The sequence below is a fragment of the Sphingomonas sp. Leaf23 genome (assembly GCF_001421585.1).
In the GTDB taxonomy this organism is placed as follows: domain Bacteria; phylum Pseudomonadota; class Alphaproteobacteria; order Sphingomonadales; family Sphingomonadaceae; genus Sphingomonas.
In genome coordinates this window covers 641,252-656,835 of record NZ_LMKR01000003.1, presented here as the reverse complement: position 1 = coordinate 656,835, position 15,584 = coordinate 641,252, and the positions used below count along the sequence as shown (strand labels likewise).

The 15,584-nt window shown below is 62.5% G+C and carries 13 protein-coding genes; 4 read left to right on the top strand and 9 right to left on the bottom strand.

Annotation, left to right across the window (positions count from 1 at the left end; genetic code table 11):
- Window positions 1–188: 188 nt before the first annotated feature.
- Complete coding sequence (locus tag ASE67_RS11455) at window positions 189–986, top strand: alpha/beta fold hydrolase (protein ID WP_055760968.1); 798 nt, start codon at window positions 189–191, stop codon at window positions 984–986.
- Between the two features lie 262 nt (window positions 987–1,248).
- Here the strand turns inward: ASE67_RS11455 and ASE67_RS11450 are convergent, their stop codons facing one another.
- From ASE67_RS11450 to ASE67_RS11420, 7 genes are all read right to left on the bottom strand, one after another.
- Complete coding sequence (locus ASE67_RS11450; RefSeq protein ID WP_200922209.1) at window positions 1,249–2,022, bottom strand: hypothetical protein; 774 nt, start codon at window positions 2,020–2,022, stop codon at window positions 1,249–1,251.
- 4 nt (window positions 2,023–2,026) lie between these two features.
- Entirely contained in the window at window positions 2,027–2,725 is a 699-nt protein-coding gene (locus ASE67_RS11445) for a competence protein CoiA family protein (protein WP_055760964.1), read from the bottom strand.
- A 348-nt stretch (window positions 2,726–3,073) separates the two neighbouring features.
- A complete protein-coding gene (locus ASE67_RS11440) occupies window positions 3,074–5,101 on the bottom strand; it encodes an AAA family ATPase (RefSeq protein ID WP_055760961.1) in 2,028 nt (675 codons plus the stop codon).
- Window positions 5,098–5,631 carry a hypothetical protein gene (locus tag ASE67_RS11435; protein ID WP_055760958.1) on the bottom strand — a complete coding sequence of 178 codons (534 nt, stop codon included), beginning with the start codon at window positions 5,629–5,631 and terminating at the stop codon, window positions 5,098–5,100. Before ASE67_RS11435 ends, ASE67_RS11440 begins: the two co-directional genes overlap by 4 nt.
- A complete protein-coding gene (locus ASE67_RS11430) occupies window positions 5,628–6,953 on the bottom strand; it encodes an SIR2 family protein (protein ID WP_055760954.1) in 1,326 nt (441 codons plus the stop codon). The genes ASE67_RS11435 and ASE67_RS11430 overlap by 4 nt, the downstream gene beginning before the upstream one ends.
- 345 nt (window positions 6,954–7,298) lie before the next feature.
- Window positions 7,299–10,175: a MobF family relaxase gene (mobF, locus tag ASE67_RS11425; protein ID WP_055760951.1), complete on the bottom strand. Its 2,877-nt coding sequence runs from the start codon at window positions 10,173–10,175 to the stop codon at window positions 7,299–7,301.
- A 16-nt stretch (window positions 10,176–10,191) separates the two neighbouring features.
- A complete protein-coding gene (locus ASE67_RS11420; RefSeq protein ID WP_055760948.1) occupies window positions 10,192–10,866 on the bottom strand; it encodes a hypothetical protein in 675 nt (224 codons plus the stop codon).
- Window positions 10,867–11,702: 836 nt separating this feature from the next.
- Here ASE67_RS11420 and ASE67_RS11415 point away from each other — a divergent pair.
- Window positions 11,703–11,969 carry a hypothetical protein gene (locus tag ASE67_RS11415; protein ID WP_156348590.1) on the top strand — a complete coding sequence of 89 codons (267 nt, stop codon included), beginning with the start codon at window positions 11,703–11,705 and terminating at the stop codon, window positions 11,967–11,969.
- 23 nt (window positions 11,970–11,992) lie between these two features.
- Complete coding sequence (locus ASE67_RS17775) at window positions 11,993–12,811, top strand: phage antirepressor N-terminal domain-containing protein (RefSeq protein ID WP_082457075.1); 819 nt, start codon at window positions 11,993–11,995, stop codon at window positions 12,809–12,811.
- A gap of 844 nt (window positions 12,812–13,655) precedes the next feature.
- Here the strand turns inward: ASE67_RS17775 and ASE67_RS11400 are convergent.
- Together ASE67_RS11400 and ASE67_RS11395 are read right to left on the bottom strand one after the other, a co-directional pair.
- The gene (locus tag ASE67_RS11400; RefSeq protein ID WP_055760937.1) at window positions 13,656–14,141 is read right to left on the bottom strand and encodes a metallophosphoesterase family protein; all 486 of its coding nucleotides are present in this window, start codon (window positions 14,139–14,141) and stop codon (window positions 13,656–13,658) included.
- Window positions 14,142–14,146: 5 nt separating this feature from the next.
- Window positions 14,147–14,977 (bottom strand): aldo/keto reductase, encoded by an 831-nt coding sequence (locus ASE67_RS11395; RefSeq protein WP_082451050.1) that lies wholly within the window; start codon window positions 14,975–14,977, stop codon window positions 14,147–14,149.
- Window positions 14,978–15,248: 271 nt separating this feature from the next.
- Here ASE67_RS11395 and ASE67_RS11390 point away from each other — a divergent pair, with 271 nt between their 5' ends.
- Window positions 15,249–15,581: an ArsR/SmtB family transcription factor gene (locus tag ASE67_RS11390; RefSeq protein WP_055760935.1), complete on the top strand. Its 333-nt coding sequence runs from the start codon at window positions 15,249–15,251 to the stop codon at window positions 15,579–15,581.
- Window positions 15,582–15,584: the final 3 nt, after the last annotated feature.

Genomic DNA, 15,584 nt, shown 5'->3' with positions numbered 1-15,584 from the left:
ATCGCTGCTTGGAAGCAGTCTCCCGTTGCAGGTCAAGCGCACTGCTTTGGCGAGGCAGATCGTTTCAGCCCGAAAGCAACTCGTGCGCAGGTCTGCGCGCTGAGCTTCACGCCAATTTATCGATGGTGGCCGGGCCCGCGAACTGACCGTGCTCGTTGAGCACTTCATAGCGACGAGGCAGACACAGCATGAACAAAATCGAGCGCGGCTCTGGACGCACGCTACTCCTGATCCACGGCCTTGGCGGGAGCTGGCGATCGTGGGGCACCATCCTGGACCCGCTTAGTGCCGCGCGGAAGGTCATCGCGATCGATCTTCCCGGCCACGGTGCCACGCCGGCGGAAGAGGATAGCGGGACGTTCGAAGGTCTGGTCGGCAGCGTCGAGCGGTACATCGCGAGCGCCGGCTTAGCCGGCGTAGACGTCGTCGGCAGCTCCATGGGTGCGCGGATCGTGCTCGAGCTCGCGCGGCGCGGGGTTGTCGGCAATGTTGTCGCGCTCGATCCTGGCGGCTTCTGGCGCGGCTGGGAGCGGACCTTCTTCAGGATCACCATCGGCGCGTCCGGTCGCCTGCTGAGGGCAATCCGGTCCAGTCTGCCCGGACTGAGCCGGAACGCGGCATCGCGCACGGCACTCCTCGCCCAACTCTCCGCGCGTCCATGGGCGCTTGACGGGCAGATGGTCGCGACAGAACTAGAGGGTCTCAGCACGACGCCGACGTTCGACGCGCTGGTCGACAACCTCGCAACGGGGCCTGAACAAACCGGGCCCGCTGCCGCCACTACTGGCCGGATCGTCATCGGGTGGGGCAGGCACGACCGGCTCTGCCTCCCAAGGCAGGCTGCGCGCGCGCAAGCCGCCTTTCCAACCGCCAAACTTCACTGGTTCGAAGGCAGTGGCCACTTTCCGATGTGGGATGCGCCAGCGGATGCGGCCGCGGTGATCCTTGATGCGACTGAGCAAGTGGCCGAAACGCCGACGGCTTGAGTTGAGCTCAAGCGGCCGCGTCGACCCACAAATGGACGTTCAGACCACCTTGCTCGTCTCCTAACTTCGGACATTCGTTCATTGGGCGTGCGCGACCGACCGCGAGGGCGGAAGCTGGGACTTAGCGGTCATTCTTTAGGAACCAACTGTTTGACGGCTTCCGGCATACAACCTGCCGGTCACTTACCGAAGCAATTCCGGCGATCACGCAAATCAGTGGTGCCAGCTTGACAGGCCGGCGGTAACCTACGGGTGCGGAAAGCTACTCAGGGCGCTGATAGGGCGCAACGGCGTCGTTCTTCAGGTCATTGAGCGCTTGCAGTTCCATGATCAGTCGCGTTATCCGATCCTTGCCAGGATCGGGCGTGGCGAGGGCAATCATGCCAATGATCGGAAACCCGAAATCGAGGCAGGCACAAAGGCCGCGCACAGTCTCGACGTGCCCCGATCCATACAGGCTGGTAAGGGTAACGGCGGTCATGCCGTCCGGACGGTTCTCGTCGATCGAGAGGTGGCCGGCAACGCCCTTCAAATTCGGATGCGCGCCAAAGTCAATCGCGCCTTCATAGGCGAGCTTAGCGAGGTCGTAGACGTCGGGTGCCATGTCCTTCAAGTGTACGATGCCCTGATCGAAGGTGAAGGCTTTGCGGCAGGCCCTTTTGTCGACTGCGCTGCGATGGCGGTGTGTCCATACGTCGGCGAGGACGGGATCGCGCTCGATAAGCAAGCCGTAGGAAGCGGATTCTATGGCGGTTCGAAGGAGGGGAAAGACTGCGGCCGCATGGCCGCTCAAGGCCATTCGAACGCCGGCGAGAAACACCATGTAGGCGTTCATTTGCAGGATGAAGCCGATGGTAGATGATCGCGCCACATGCGCCCAGAGGTCCCGCCGTAGATAATCGTCATAGCGCCGGAGGGCGGCCACCAAGCCGCCGTCACCGGCCAGCAGTTCGGCCGCGGTTTCGTCGGCTGCGGCCATATAGCTGTCGAGGCCTTGGCCCATTTCGACCATCGGGCCGGTGCCTTGCTCGGCCATGGTGTTAACGCACCCCGTGGACGGCGCGGATGAATTCTTCCGACGTCAGGCGGGAGTAGGCGAAGTAGCCTTTCTTGAGGGGCTGTCCGCCGTTGGCCCGCACCGCGACGCTCTCGTTGGCGAGATAGAAGATATGGCCCTGATAGTCGAAAAAGACTTGCGCGGTGGACCGCTTCCATTTCTCAATGAACTGGCTACTCCGCGATGCAAAATGCACGATCTCGAAATTGTGGCCGTCCACGGTCGCGGTGCGCGCGCCAAGGCCGAGGGAGAGGCGGAAGCTGGTACCGGTGAAGCTATGCTCATCATGCAGGTGGACGAGCCAGAACATGCGGTGTTTCTGGCGATAGAAGGCCTCCCGTTCCATGCGCTCCTGCTCGCTAATGCTGGAGTGCTGCAACTCCAGCACGGTCGCGTTGGGCGTGCCGGCACCACATAGCACGTCGGCGCGGTGCCACTCGCCAGCGGCGGCGTCATATAGGCCAATTTCGCGGCATCCCAGATCGAACCGCTCTTTCCAGCCCAGATGCCAGGGGCCTTCGGCTTCGACCCAGCGGTCGCAATCGCCCGCCTTATGCCGCCAGTGCTTGACGTTCTGCGCGGGCATGACGGAGGTGAGGAGCCCGCCACAATCCTTACAGGCGGTACGCTCGCCCTTGGCGATCGGTTGCCGCTTTACGCCGTCAATCCAAGCATAGATCACGCAATATCCCCTCGCGCGCTGACGTCATAATGCTCTTGCCTTCAGAGAATCAGCTTCACTATGTCACAAAGATCACTGCTTCTGTCGCATTCTAACTTCCGCAGTACTTTTGGTAAACGACTGACTTTGGTCGCCTGCTGCTGGTCTTTCGTGGGACATTTCTGCCGTTACTAGGTCACAGATTGAACGTCGGCCTTTGCCAGCAGTTGACGCTCAGCGCTCGTTCGCATGGCGTTGCTCTATGAGTGAAGCCTGGGCCGACAGTGGAACAGCAGCTTCAAGCGCCATTCCGGTTTAACCGGACGTTTGCCGATCGTGAGAGCGGCTGCCTAATTCCGCTAGTTCCGGTCACGCACTCAGCGACGTGTCACTTGGCACCAGCGAACGTCGACTGAGCGTAGCGATGTTTTGCTCATGCACTACCGCCAGCGCGCCGGTGGTGTCGGCGCCAAGGCTAATTCGTTTTCCAGGACACGCCACCGTGGACGGCAAACGGCGGCACATCAAGTCAGCGAGTGCGCTGTCCTCAACTGCGCAAATGACCTGTCGGCCGGACGAACAAAGTTGTGCCAGCACTTCCGCGAGGTGGACGGTACGGAAGTCATCCACATGCTGGACCGGGTCATCGAGCAGGATGCTCTGCCATTTGCTCCATGCGATCGAGAGATTGACGGACAGAAGAAACGCGAGGCCCGTCGCACGTCGCTGGCCGCTTGAAAAGACGAACTGAGGGTTCACCTCGCCATGGACTTTCAAGGTTAAGAAGCGCTTCACATCACCGCGCACACTATATTCGATATCGCCCCAAGCCGGGTGGGGTCGCAGCCGCTTGTACAGCTCCGACATCAGCGGGATCACCCGGTCAAGGCGCAGTTGCAGGGTTTCGGCGGCGGCCCGACGCGCGGCATCGTAAATCGACTTTGCCCGAGTTTCGGCGGTACGCGCCCGACCAAGGCGAACCTCAGCCGACCGCACGCGGTCGGCCGCTGCGGCCTGCTCCACAGTCACGCGGGTCATGACGCGATCGATGGAAAGTGTGTCGAAGACACGTACATCCGAGGCGATGGTCTGTTGCTCAGCCTCGACTTTCGCGCGCCTGCTCTCGACTTCGACAGCGGTGGCATTCTCCAGCCCGGCAGCGGCGAGCCGCGATTCAAAGTCCGCTATCAAGCTGGCGACCTGGTCGCGCTGCGCCGTGGCGCTGAGTGACGCCTGTTCGGTGGTCTGCGCCTCGCGCCGGGCAGCGTCGCGTTCGCGTTCCCTCTTGGCCTGTTCAACCGCCCGGGTGTCCAGCCCTCGGGCGATGTTGAGCGCCTGATTCAGACCATGACTGAAGTCATCGGGACTGATCCCGCTCGCGCAGAGAGGACAATGACCGTCGCGCAGGCCGAGCTGGCGTCCCATTTCCACCAGATTTTCCAGCTGCCGTGCCTGGGCCGAGAGATCAGTCGCCTCGGGCGCAGCGGCTAGCGCGCTCACAGCTTTATCGTAGCGGAGCTGTGCCAGTGTCGCGGTGACGGATGCTTCGGATGCGCGTGCTTCGATTTCCGGTAGATCGCGCCGCGCACTTTCGAACCGAGCATAACCCGCGATCAGCGACTGGAGATCTTCGATCTCAAGCGTGATGGCAGCGAGACGTTGGCGTGCGAGGTCCGACAATTGGGTGCCGGAAACGCTCGTGCCGAGGGTCCGTTGCAGGCGTGTGCTGGCTTGTCCGGTGATATCGGCGGTTGGCAGCGAGGCGCGCGCCTGATCTAGTTGCCGTGCTGCATTGGCCTGAGCGTTGCCTGCGGCCTCCACCTCTGCCTGTGCCGTCTTCGTCCTGCCGGCTGCCGCCGAATGGAGCGCCTGGGCGCGTTTGATCCAGTCCTCTGCATCGACGGCGCCGATCGCATCGCGCAAGAGCGTGAAGCGTTCGCCCTCCTTCAGGTCGAGACTGAGGCGCGCGATATGTTCATCGCGGATGATCGTCGAGTTGCACAGTTGCGCAATCGCCTCGCGTGGCGCAGCGTCGGGATGAAACAGGTTTTCAGCCCTGGCGCGGACATCGAGGTCCTTTGGGTCGAGCGGGGTTCGCCGTATTGCGAACTGGGTATCGTCATCCGAGAAGCCGACCTTGACAAAATGCTTCGATAGGTCCTGGTCTCGTCCTTCAGGTCCGGCCCACCAGAGATAATCCGCCACGGACTCCCCGTCCGCCTTGGCATCGAGATACTTGCTGATCGTGCCAGTCAGCGCGAACTCGACAGCATCAAAAATCGTGCTTTTGCCTACACCGTTACGGCCATCGATGATCGTGAAGCTGTCGGCAAAGTCGAGACGAACGGGTTCGCGGTAACCGCGGAAGCCATGAAGATGGACGTAGCTGAGCCTCATTGGCCAGCCTCCAGCATCTGAAGTATTGCGGAATCGGAGGCGGCACCGACGAAAGCGTCCACGAGTTCAACCGGCAGCTCTGTAGTACGCAGGCGAATTTCAGCGGCCATATCGACCGCATCAAGTTGCGGTGCGTTCTGGATGGCAAGTAGAGGCAGCAGGGCGCCGCGGGCATCTTCCTCGACACTGATGCCGGCTCGCGCGATCTTCCGCGTCCCGGTCAGATCCTCTTCGATCGCGCTCAAGGTCACGCTGCCGGCATAGTCCGCTGGCTCAGCTGAAAGCAGTATCAGATACGCATTCCAGGATTTAGCTTCCGCGCGACGCAGGCCGAATTGTGCGGCCTTGAGGATCTGCTGGCTGTGCGACCGCCAATGTTCGATCAAGCTACCTGTGTCTGGGAACGACAGGACGAAGCCAAGGACCGTATCACCTTCGAATGCGAGATACTTGAGCGACTGTTCCTCGAGCGCAGCGACAGAATATCCTGCCTCGCTCAACTGCTGCGACACGATCGGCAACACGCTCACAAGCCTAACTCCGCGACGGCATCGGGTCTCGACCTCCACTTGGTCGGCGATCCCCGTACAATGGACCCTGTGCCGCCGCCCCGTGCGATGCTCGCCGGCAATGGCAAGGCTTCCGCGCCGACGGCGATTACATATTCGGGTGCAACGACTGGCGCGATCTCACGCGCATAGGCGGCCTCTACTTCGTGAAGTGGCCGGTTGACCGACCGCAGGACGCGGATGCGGCTGCCGCCGAGATTCCAGCAGATATCTTCCGCCGTGGCGCCGGCTGCTTGCAACTGAAGCAGTGTCATACCGAGAAGCGGTTCCTCGATAGGCTGGTGACCCTTTGCGGGTTCGTTTGGCATCGCCCCCTCGAGATCGCGCCGGATACGCCAAAGTGTTTGGGCGTCGGTTAACAATGGCTCAAGCCAGGCAGGATTTGGCGCTGCCCCACCCTGTGCCTCGAAACTCGCAGCCCCCGAATGCAGGATACGGCGCAACATCGATCGCGAGAAATCGATCCGCAGTTGGTTGAGAAAAACCGCGCCCGATTCCTTGACGTGAAAAAAGCCGCTCGTCGCCTTCTGGCCCAAATCATACAGCGCCTTTGCCTTCGTCTCAAACGCAGCCGTGTCGCAGGGGTCGATGACGATGATCCGGCTCGGGCTGACCGCTGCCAGGGCCTGTTCCAGCACTTGGTTGAGATAATCCCAGTCCGTCCAATAGCCCACGATCACGAGATCACGATCAAGCAGGCGTTGGGTCAGCCAAGCAGCTCCTTCCGCGAGGCGAGTCTGGATCGGTTCTGCCCCAACCTGTCCCGCTGCCCAAACAGTGCCGGCAGGATCGCTCCAGCAGCCATGAATTTTCAGCAGCGGCGACCGATTTGCCGGGAGCGAGGCAACTTTGTCGCGACTAACGCCTGCACCAACGTGGCCGAACAGCAGATTGCCCGCCGCTTCGATCAAGGTATCGACGTTTGTTGAAACGGCGGTGCCGATACCTCCGGTGAGGAGAAGGTCAGCGGCGGCGAGGTGCCCGTCGTTGGGGACGCCGGCAAAGGCATCATGGTCGATGTAGGATTTCAGATATACGTCGGCCAACTCGCCGCGCTGAAAGAAGAATTCGGCTTGATCGTCGATCGATTCAGCGAGCGCCGGGCGCGAGGCTCCATAGGTCGCATCGTATTTCTGCTTCGCCTTCCAGGCCAGTGCCGCGGCACTTGGCACCGAGCTCGGTGCCGCCATCGACAATCCGGCCCCGCATAAAAGCGCCAGCCGATCAGCGAAAAGCGCGTCCAGCGCTTTGTCGACACCCCCCTGAAGATCAATGACGTCCATGAATCAGCGCAAATCCCCTGCTGCATGGTATGAGGAAAGGAGATATAATGGAACAACTTGCCTTATCGTAGAGTAAAAAGAACCGCGTTTCGGCAATTGGCCGAATATAATGCGTTAGCACCTGCATGCGCCCGCCGATCGGCGTTCTCACCGCCGAAATTCGGGCGCAAAGCCGACCGGCCGGTTTGTGCTACCCGGATGGCGGGTTTTTGCGAAAGCCGACGCTCGCAACACGGGCGCTGAACGTCTCGAGTTGGTCGGCAGCTGCCGCCGCGAGCTCATGAACGAGCGTCTGCTTTGCTTGAGCGCCACCCGAAAGCGGACAAGCCGCTCTCCACCCATCCACTACATTTCGAGTTCGATCGAGCGTTCCCTCACCCTTCCGGTCATCTCAAGCGCAATCTGCTTCTCTGGTAGGCGCCCGGTCTTCGTGCCGGCTTTTTCTACGTTCGACGCTTCTGTCTTCACACCGTCCCGGCGTCCGACAACGCGCTCTAACCGAGCGGCGTCATCCACGACCAGCATCACGCCTTCTCGTACGCGTGTGGCCAACACCCTCATTAGGCTGGTAGAAATCAAGCGTCCCTCACGACTGTCGGCAGCGATGATACCCCGATCGCTTGTCGCGCCCTGGGCGGCATGAGCACTGGTGGCATAGGCAAGATCGATCCGCCGCAGCATCGGATCCTTCGGTGCCAGCTCGATCCGGTCGCCCCCGCTAGTTTCGATCAGCAGCGCGTCCGGCCGAACCTCGCGCAGCGTGGCGGTGTCGGCGTTGACTAAACCGCGGGAATGATCGGTGCTGGTCCAGCGCAACTGGTCGCCGGCGAACAGCGTCAGCTTGCGCAACTCATACACCCGTACTGCATCCTCGATGCGGTTGGGCGCCAGCTTGCTCGGGTGGTAGCGCTGCTCGACGCCGCTGCGTCTTTGCAACGTGACGACCCCGCGTTCCGATCGAACGACAAGCGCTAGGCCACGTTCGATGCTCTGGCTCGGCAAATCCTTGGCAAACTCCACAATGCGACCGGGGGTGTAGTGGTGTGCCATCCGCTCTTCCTCACGGCTAAGGTGAACGGGATCGTAGACTGACAATCGCGCCGGCATTTGGCCCAGCTCGCCGGCCGCGATCCGCAGCCGCTGCACCTCACTGTTCACGTCGGCACGCAACTGGCGACCGGAGGTGTAGATGCCGGTGCGCTCGCGTTCGTCGGGCGAGAGGGCCATCCACATCTGCGCGACGGTCTCGGCTCCTTTCCCTGGTGCCTCGACAGTGTCCGCCTTCAGTAGCCCCATCAGCTCGCCGACGCGGCCGGCCTGCGCGGCGGCATGGATCGCGCGCATCTCGTCGTTCGCGGCACGCAGGTTCGTCGGCATGAACGCCGTGTCGCCGGCACGCTGGACGATGTTGAACGGCCGCCCGGCTTCAACCGCTCCAAGTTGCCGACTATCCCCTACCAGTACGAGCCGGCCGAGCTCATAGCGATTGGCGACGTCGATAAGCCGCCGCATCGCGTCGTTGCCGAGCATCGAAGCTTCATCAACGACGACCACCGCCCCCCGGAGCGCTGCAGCGGATCGCCGCTCATGCTGGTCGGCCCGATCGCGCCCGTCATGTTCGTGGAGGAACGAGGCGACGGTCCGCGCCTCAATGCCGGTATCCTGCCCAAGCCGGCGTGCAACCGTGTTCTGTACCGCCAGTCCAAGCACTGCGCGCCCTTCTGCGGCGGCGATCGCCAGCGCAGGCTTCAGCATCGACGATTTGCCAGCGCCAGCCACGCCCTGAACCGCGACGATCCGATCAGCGCTCGATAGGATGCGGGTGGCGGCGGTCATCTGCCCAGCGTTCAAACGCCTCCCGTCTGCCCGCGCAGCCGCGGCAACACGTTCCTTTGCTAGGGTCTGTTCCAGAACCGGGGCCACAGCACCTTTGCCATCGACCACACCGTCGACAATCGCCTGCTCCGTCGTCAGAACCGCACTGGTCGTCATCATCCGCCCGTCAGCACCCGCGACTAGCAATCCGCGACCAACCAGCGTCGCCATCCGCTGCTCGACCGCAGCCGCACCGACCGGCGCACCCATATCGAGCGCCGTCTTCAGCACCTCCCGCGCCGGAAAAGCAGCCTCGCGCTCAGACAGATGCCGAACGGCCGACGCAACCGCATGCGCCGCCGCGAAGGCCGTTGGGTGCAACCGCCCGGTCCGCTCCGGCACGAACGGGTCCGGTGTCTTGACCCGAATGCCAAGCCGTTCGGCCAGGGCGAGACCCTGTGCACCGACACCGCGCGCACCATCAACCAACCGTCGCCAAGCCGTCGGACTGCGAGCCGCAATCCGGCTCGCTTCCGACACCATCGCCGGCAGATCAATACCGGCCTTCTCCGCCCGCGCTACCCACTCTCCGCGCAACTCCGCCCGGTCGATCTCAGCCGGTTTGGCGGCCCGGGTGCCGAGCGTCACCGCCGACCGGGCCTCAGGCGTCTGGTGCTTCATGCTCTTCATCGCCGCGTCGATTTCGGCCGACCTAGTGGAGAACCGCTCGATCACCTCCCGAGGGATGCCCGAAATCTCGAACTGACCATGCTTGGCAACGCGCTCGGTCGCATAGCCCAGCGCCTCAACCCGTTGCCGCAGGTCCGCGTTGTAGACGGAGGCGGCAGTCGAATAGCCCTCCCACAACGCGTCGTTGTGAACCGCCCGCCACTTGCCGTCCGGCCCCCGGGTCGCGTTGGCAATAATCGCATGGATATGCGCCTGCGGATCCAGCGCCCTGCTCGTGTCGTGCTGGAACAGCGCGACGACCAGGTTGCCCGATCGCACCGTCTCCTGCGCGCCGTCTTTCGCTATCCGCGTCTCGGCAAGGTTGCGCTCGATCCATCCGACGGTCGACCGGACCGACGCCATGTGCGCCGCCAGCAACCGCGCGTCACCGCCAACATAGGCTAGCAACGACAGCGATTTCGGCGCGGAGAAGGTGAAGTCCATGCCAGCACGATGCTTGCCATTCGCCCCGCCCGGGATCGTCGCCCCGTTCGGAAGCTCGCCTCGCAGCACCGCCTCGAACGGTTCACGGCCGACCTCACCGGTCAGTCCCAGCTGCGCAGCCCCTTCGCCAACCCACAGGCTCGCCTCGGTCGCCTGCCCGTCGGTGTAATAGTTATCGGCGGCATAGTAGCTCGCCGCCCCGGAAGCGGATCGGACGACCGCCGGCGTCAGCATGGCGGCCGTCCGGACGTCACCGAACGATGCCTTGCAACAACTCGCGCTCGCGCCGCTGCCCGGGAACGTAGATCCGGCACGGCTCAAGCTCGCGATAATCGCTGCCCTTGCCGGCGCGCTTGGCACAGGCGAACAGCCGTTTGCGGTTATCCGGAATGTTGGCGGTAGCGAACAGGTAGCGGGTGATATCGTCCTCGCCCGCGTGCCGGTTCAGCAACATCACCCCCGCGCCATACCCGTCGCCGCGCATCCCGAGCGCGGCCAGGGCGATCTTCTCCGCAACGACGCCATTACCGGGGACCAGCAACAGCACGGCGAGCGCCGCGATAAAGCCGATCAGCATACCGAGCCCCGTCGAGCCTTCGAACGCGTAGCGTTGCCGACTGCGCGGCGGCGGTCCTCCATCTACGGTCGGCTCGGCCTCCAGTACGCGTACGGGGCGGGGCGCCATTTCGATGGGTGCCGGCGGGGCTGGCTCTATGCGAACCGCCGGGACCGCCGCCACTGACGGGGCAGGCAAAGAAGGCAAGGCGTCGTCGGCAGCGGAACGCTGCTCCATGGCCTTCGCCAGATACCGCTCGATCAGCGCGCTGAACGATATGCCCTCCCGGTCCGCCTCGTCTTTCAGCAACGCGTAGCGATCCGGCGCGAACGAGATCGATTTGCTGAGCGCCTTGCGTCCGAAACTCATGTGTCCCCCCTGTGCGCCGCCGCCGCGCATCCAGTGGTCGGACGACGCGGCGGGGGCAGGGCACCCTCATACTCGGCCCGATCGCGAACGCGCCACAGCGCACCCATCCAGGCATCCAGCACGCCCAGGTGGTCTGCGATGGCACGATCGATATCCCGCACGACCGCTTAGTTGGGGCAGGGGCAAGCCGCGTCCGTGGCTGCCTCGGGGGCGCAAAGGGTCGTTCGCACTGGTTCGTCCTGTGATTGCTGCCGCCCGTCCACCGGGGGTCACGACGGTCAGGATCGACAGAAATGAGCGATACGCAAGTGGATCGACGGCGCCGAAAAGTATCCAACAATCCGTTGTTGGCGAACGTACGCAGCTGCCTGCCAAGTTAGCAACCGGTCGTAACGCTGCAAAAACAGTCACTTATCACTGCTGAACGCAGCGTGATGTGTGCTTCCTGACCCCCTACAATCGTCGCGGCAGGGCGTTCGGTTGCTTGTCGATTGTTCGGAAGATGGCCGTGGCTTTCAACGGGCAACCGCCCGGACTGCCGTCCGGAATTGCTGCCAGCTGGTGCTTATTACCGAGGCGCGATCGCCAACTTGGCAAGCCGCCGCAATGCTTCTGGACGCGATGGCTCATCGTCCTGCTCGGCGATCCACTGATCAAGTAGAGCTAATTCGTCCGGTGGCATACGGACGGACAGAGCTATCGAACCGACACGGGGACGGCCCCGGGATTTTTTGGCATCAGTTATTGACATCACAATTAATTGATATCAAAAAAAGACGGCCCAGCGCAAGGCGGCAACCTCGCACTGGGCCTGACTCGAACCAAGGATGTACCCCATGGCCCAAGCTGCTGCCCAGAATACCCGGCGTTCCCTAAACGAGGAAGGCCATTACGCTATCACCGAAAATGAGTTCATGAACCTTACGCTGGTGCGCGACGCGCTCGCCGGCGTCGCAGAACTGGCGTTCGACGGCCGTCTCGAACGGGCAACGGAGACGCCAGAGATCACCTGCCACAACCTGTCAGCGCTGATGCTGGTCCTCAGCGATCGCTTGGGCACCCTGCTGGACAACATGACCTTCTCCCACGGCCGCCGCGGTTGAGGCTAGCTCATAGGAGATAGGCCATGGCAACCCGAGTAGAGCTCGTGCCATTCGACACGCAGCAAATCGCGACAGTCCAGCGAGATGCCGACATTTTCGTTGTTATGAAGCCGATCGTTGCGGCCCTCGGCCTCGATTGGAACGGGCAGTATCAACGTATCAACCGGCACCCCGCCATCCGACAAGGTATGTTTGTAACGCACATACCTTCTGCAGGTGGTGAACAAGAGGCGGTTACACTCCAACTCGAACAGTTTCACGGGTGGCTTGTGACGCTTCATCCTGATCGGGTTCGCGATCCTCTCAAGCGCGAACTCATCGTCTCGTATCAGCGCCGCGCATTTCGGGTGCTGTTCGATCACTTCCACGGTGCTGCCCAGCTACCGACCGCGATGCCGATCCAGTCGCGCATCGCGATCCAGAACCAGGTGCTACGGCTGACCGCGAAGCTGCAGCACACCCGCAACCGGACCGAACGCCGCGTCATCCACACGATGATCGGCGATCTCTGCCGCGACATCGGCATGGCCCCACCGGCGATGAATGAGCTGGGCTTCGATGCCCCGCATCCCTCTGATGCGGTTGCACCTTTCTGGGCGGGCATTGCCGAACTGAAGCGGCGCGGTGTCGTCTTCAATCACAGCCGGACCGGCGGCCTCCTAGCCATCAACCGCACCGCGCTGGCCGAGGAGTTCAAGCGAGCGGGTATCGCGCTAAAGCTCGACAACCAGCTGGGCCGGGCGCTGCGGGCAAGCGACCCGCGCTACATCGCGGCGAAGACCGTCAACAGCCGCCTGACCGGGGGCGGCATCCACTGTTGGGTGTTTACAGACACCGACTGAGCTTTGCCCCGAAGGGCGAACGGAGTACAGGCAAGGGCCGGGACGCGAATGCGCGCTCCGGCCCTTCTGCTGTGCGCTGTCGTCGCCGGCCGAGGACGAACCTCCCGCCGACAACACGGCTTGGGAGGGGGGTCGGGAAAAGTCTTATCTCCTTTATCCCCCGGTTTTACTCCCCGGAAAACGGCGGAAATCCGCCATTTCCGATGTAACACGCTCGGCGTTATCGCTTCCTACATGCCCCCGGCGAAAACACTTATCCCACTGTAAAGACACGATATTCTCAAACCAAAATATTCGAAACTAAGTCTATTATCAGTAACGATGGGATAAGCGTTTTTGTAACGCCCCAAGTCATTGAAATTGCGCGACTGTTCGACAGGTAAGAAGTTTCCCGCCTCCCCCCTGCCTACTAAACCACCCTGCAAAACACACACGATGGTGACGTTTTCGGGCACTCGCTGACTGGTTTTCGCTGGCGATCGCGCGCCGGGTTTGGCGCTATCGGACGCGTTCGCACGGGCCGTCGCTAGCATCCCGTCCAGCTGCGTCGATCTGCGTCGCGGGTGCGACCAAGAATGGCAGCAATCCGCCCAGCTTACCCGCCGGTTTCGACAGGGACGCTGCATGCGTCGAAAGCGCCACGAAAAGCGCGCGGGCGAGGCGGGGGGAAAAGCGTGTAATCCGGGGTCGCAACGCGGACGCGACTTGCGGCCGTCGACCGATCTACGACCACGCGGCGGCTCTGGCTCGAGGCGGGGTGGTAGGGTGCAGCCAGCTGGCCAAACAACCCGCAGCCCCGACGCCAATAAGGACGCCTGAGTCGGGTCCTCTCCCCTGCCCTGCCTCATCCGATGAGAAGCGACGCCAAAGTGACAGGACGGAAATCTCGAGCGTCGACGCCCACGTCGAACTGCCGCAGCATTCGCGTCAAGCGACCGTGACTGTGGCCGTGAAGATTGATCGAACGTCGATGCTGGCCGTTCCAGCTTCGGAAGGGATAGTGGCAGAGAACCACCGCCGTCCCATCCAGTGACAATTCTGTGTAGTCCGCAACACTCGACCAGCCCGCCGCTTCCCCGGTAGCGACCGGGTCGTTGTTCCCGCGAATGAGGTGCTTCTTGCCATATAGCGCCGACAGGATTCCCGACACGTCCTGCGGACGCCGTGCAACGTCACCGAGGTGCCAGACCTCGTCGTCCGGCGTGACAGTTGCGTTCCACCTGGAAACCAACTCACGGTCCATATCCGCAACGGTCGCGAACGGCCGCTTGTGGATGTTAAGCGTGCGATGATCCCCAAAGTGCGTGTCCGACGTGAAGAAGACAGCCACGGCCGCTACAGCATTTCGAGTGGGCACCGGCCGAGTGGCCGAGCGAACGCTTGCTCGAGGGCGGCGAGGTTCTCCTCTGACAGATGAAGGTCCGCCGCCTGTCGGTTCTCCCGCACATGCTCGACCGTCCCAGCTTTCGGAATTGCGATCACATCGCCGCTTCGCATCGTCCACGCGAGCGCGACCTGAGCTGGCGTCGCGCCGGCGCTTTCCGCAATCTGCCGCAGCGTCGGATCATCCAGCAGCCGACCCTGCTCGACTGGACTATATGCCATCACTGGGATGCCCTGTTCCACGAGCCAAGGTATGAGGTCGTGCTCAGGAGCTCGGCGACTCAGATTGTACAGGATCTGGTTCACGGCGCACTCCCCGCCCCCTGCGTCGATCAGCTCCTGCATATCGTCGACATCGAGGTTGCTGACGCCCCATTGTCGGATCTTGCCAGCGGACTTCAGCGCGTTCATCGCCTCGACCGTCTCGTGCAACGGCACCGATCCGCGCCAATGGAGCAAGTACAAATCTAGGCGGTCCGTCCCCAAGCGTTGCAGGCTCGCTTCGCAGGCCGCCTGCAAGCGATGCCGGGAAGCATTCTGTGGGTAGGCCTTGCTCACTAGAAAAAGTTCGTCCCGCACAGCCCCGAGCGCCTCACCGACAAGCACCTCGGCCGCACCGTCGCCGTACATCTCGGCGGTATCGATCAGCGTCATACCGAGCTCAACGCCGGCGCGCAGTGCTGCGATCTCATGATCGCGGCGATCGGCCTGCTCTGCCATCATCCACGTGCCCTGCCCCAGCGAAGGTACGGCCTCGCCCGATGGTAGTCGAACATTTCGCATGGCGGATCCTTTCCCGGATAAAGGTGATAGCAAACGGGCGGGCGCGCGGGAGGATGCGTCGCCTAGTGGCAGAACGCAGAAAGTCCAAGTGCGAGAACGCCAAGGGCAATAGCCGACGCAGCGCGGCACAGCCTTTCCCAGGAACGACGCTGGAACGATCATGCATCAGCCTTCTTGAAACCTTTCTTCGCACGAATTGTGAGAGCCATTGTCCGCCGCGACCCGGCCGAAAGGGGGTAGCCCAAGATTAAATATCGTCTATGCTGGATATATGGAAAACGATGTAGCAATTGCCGCGCTGGGCGCTTTGGCACAAGGAACACGCCTGGATGTGTTTCGCCTGCTGGTCCGTCACGAACCTGCCGGCCTCGCCGCAGGCGAAATCGCCCGTCAACTCGACGTGCCGCAAAACACCATGTCGGCGCACCTCGGCATCCTCGCCCGCGCCGGCCTGGTCCGCTCCGAACGCCATAGTCGTTCGATCATCTACCGTGCCGACCTGAACAGCCTGCGCGCGCTGACGCTGTTCCTCGTGAAGGACTGTTGCGCGGGCAATGCGGAAGTCTGCGCGCCGCTGATCGCCGAACTCACCCCCTGCTGCTGAAAG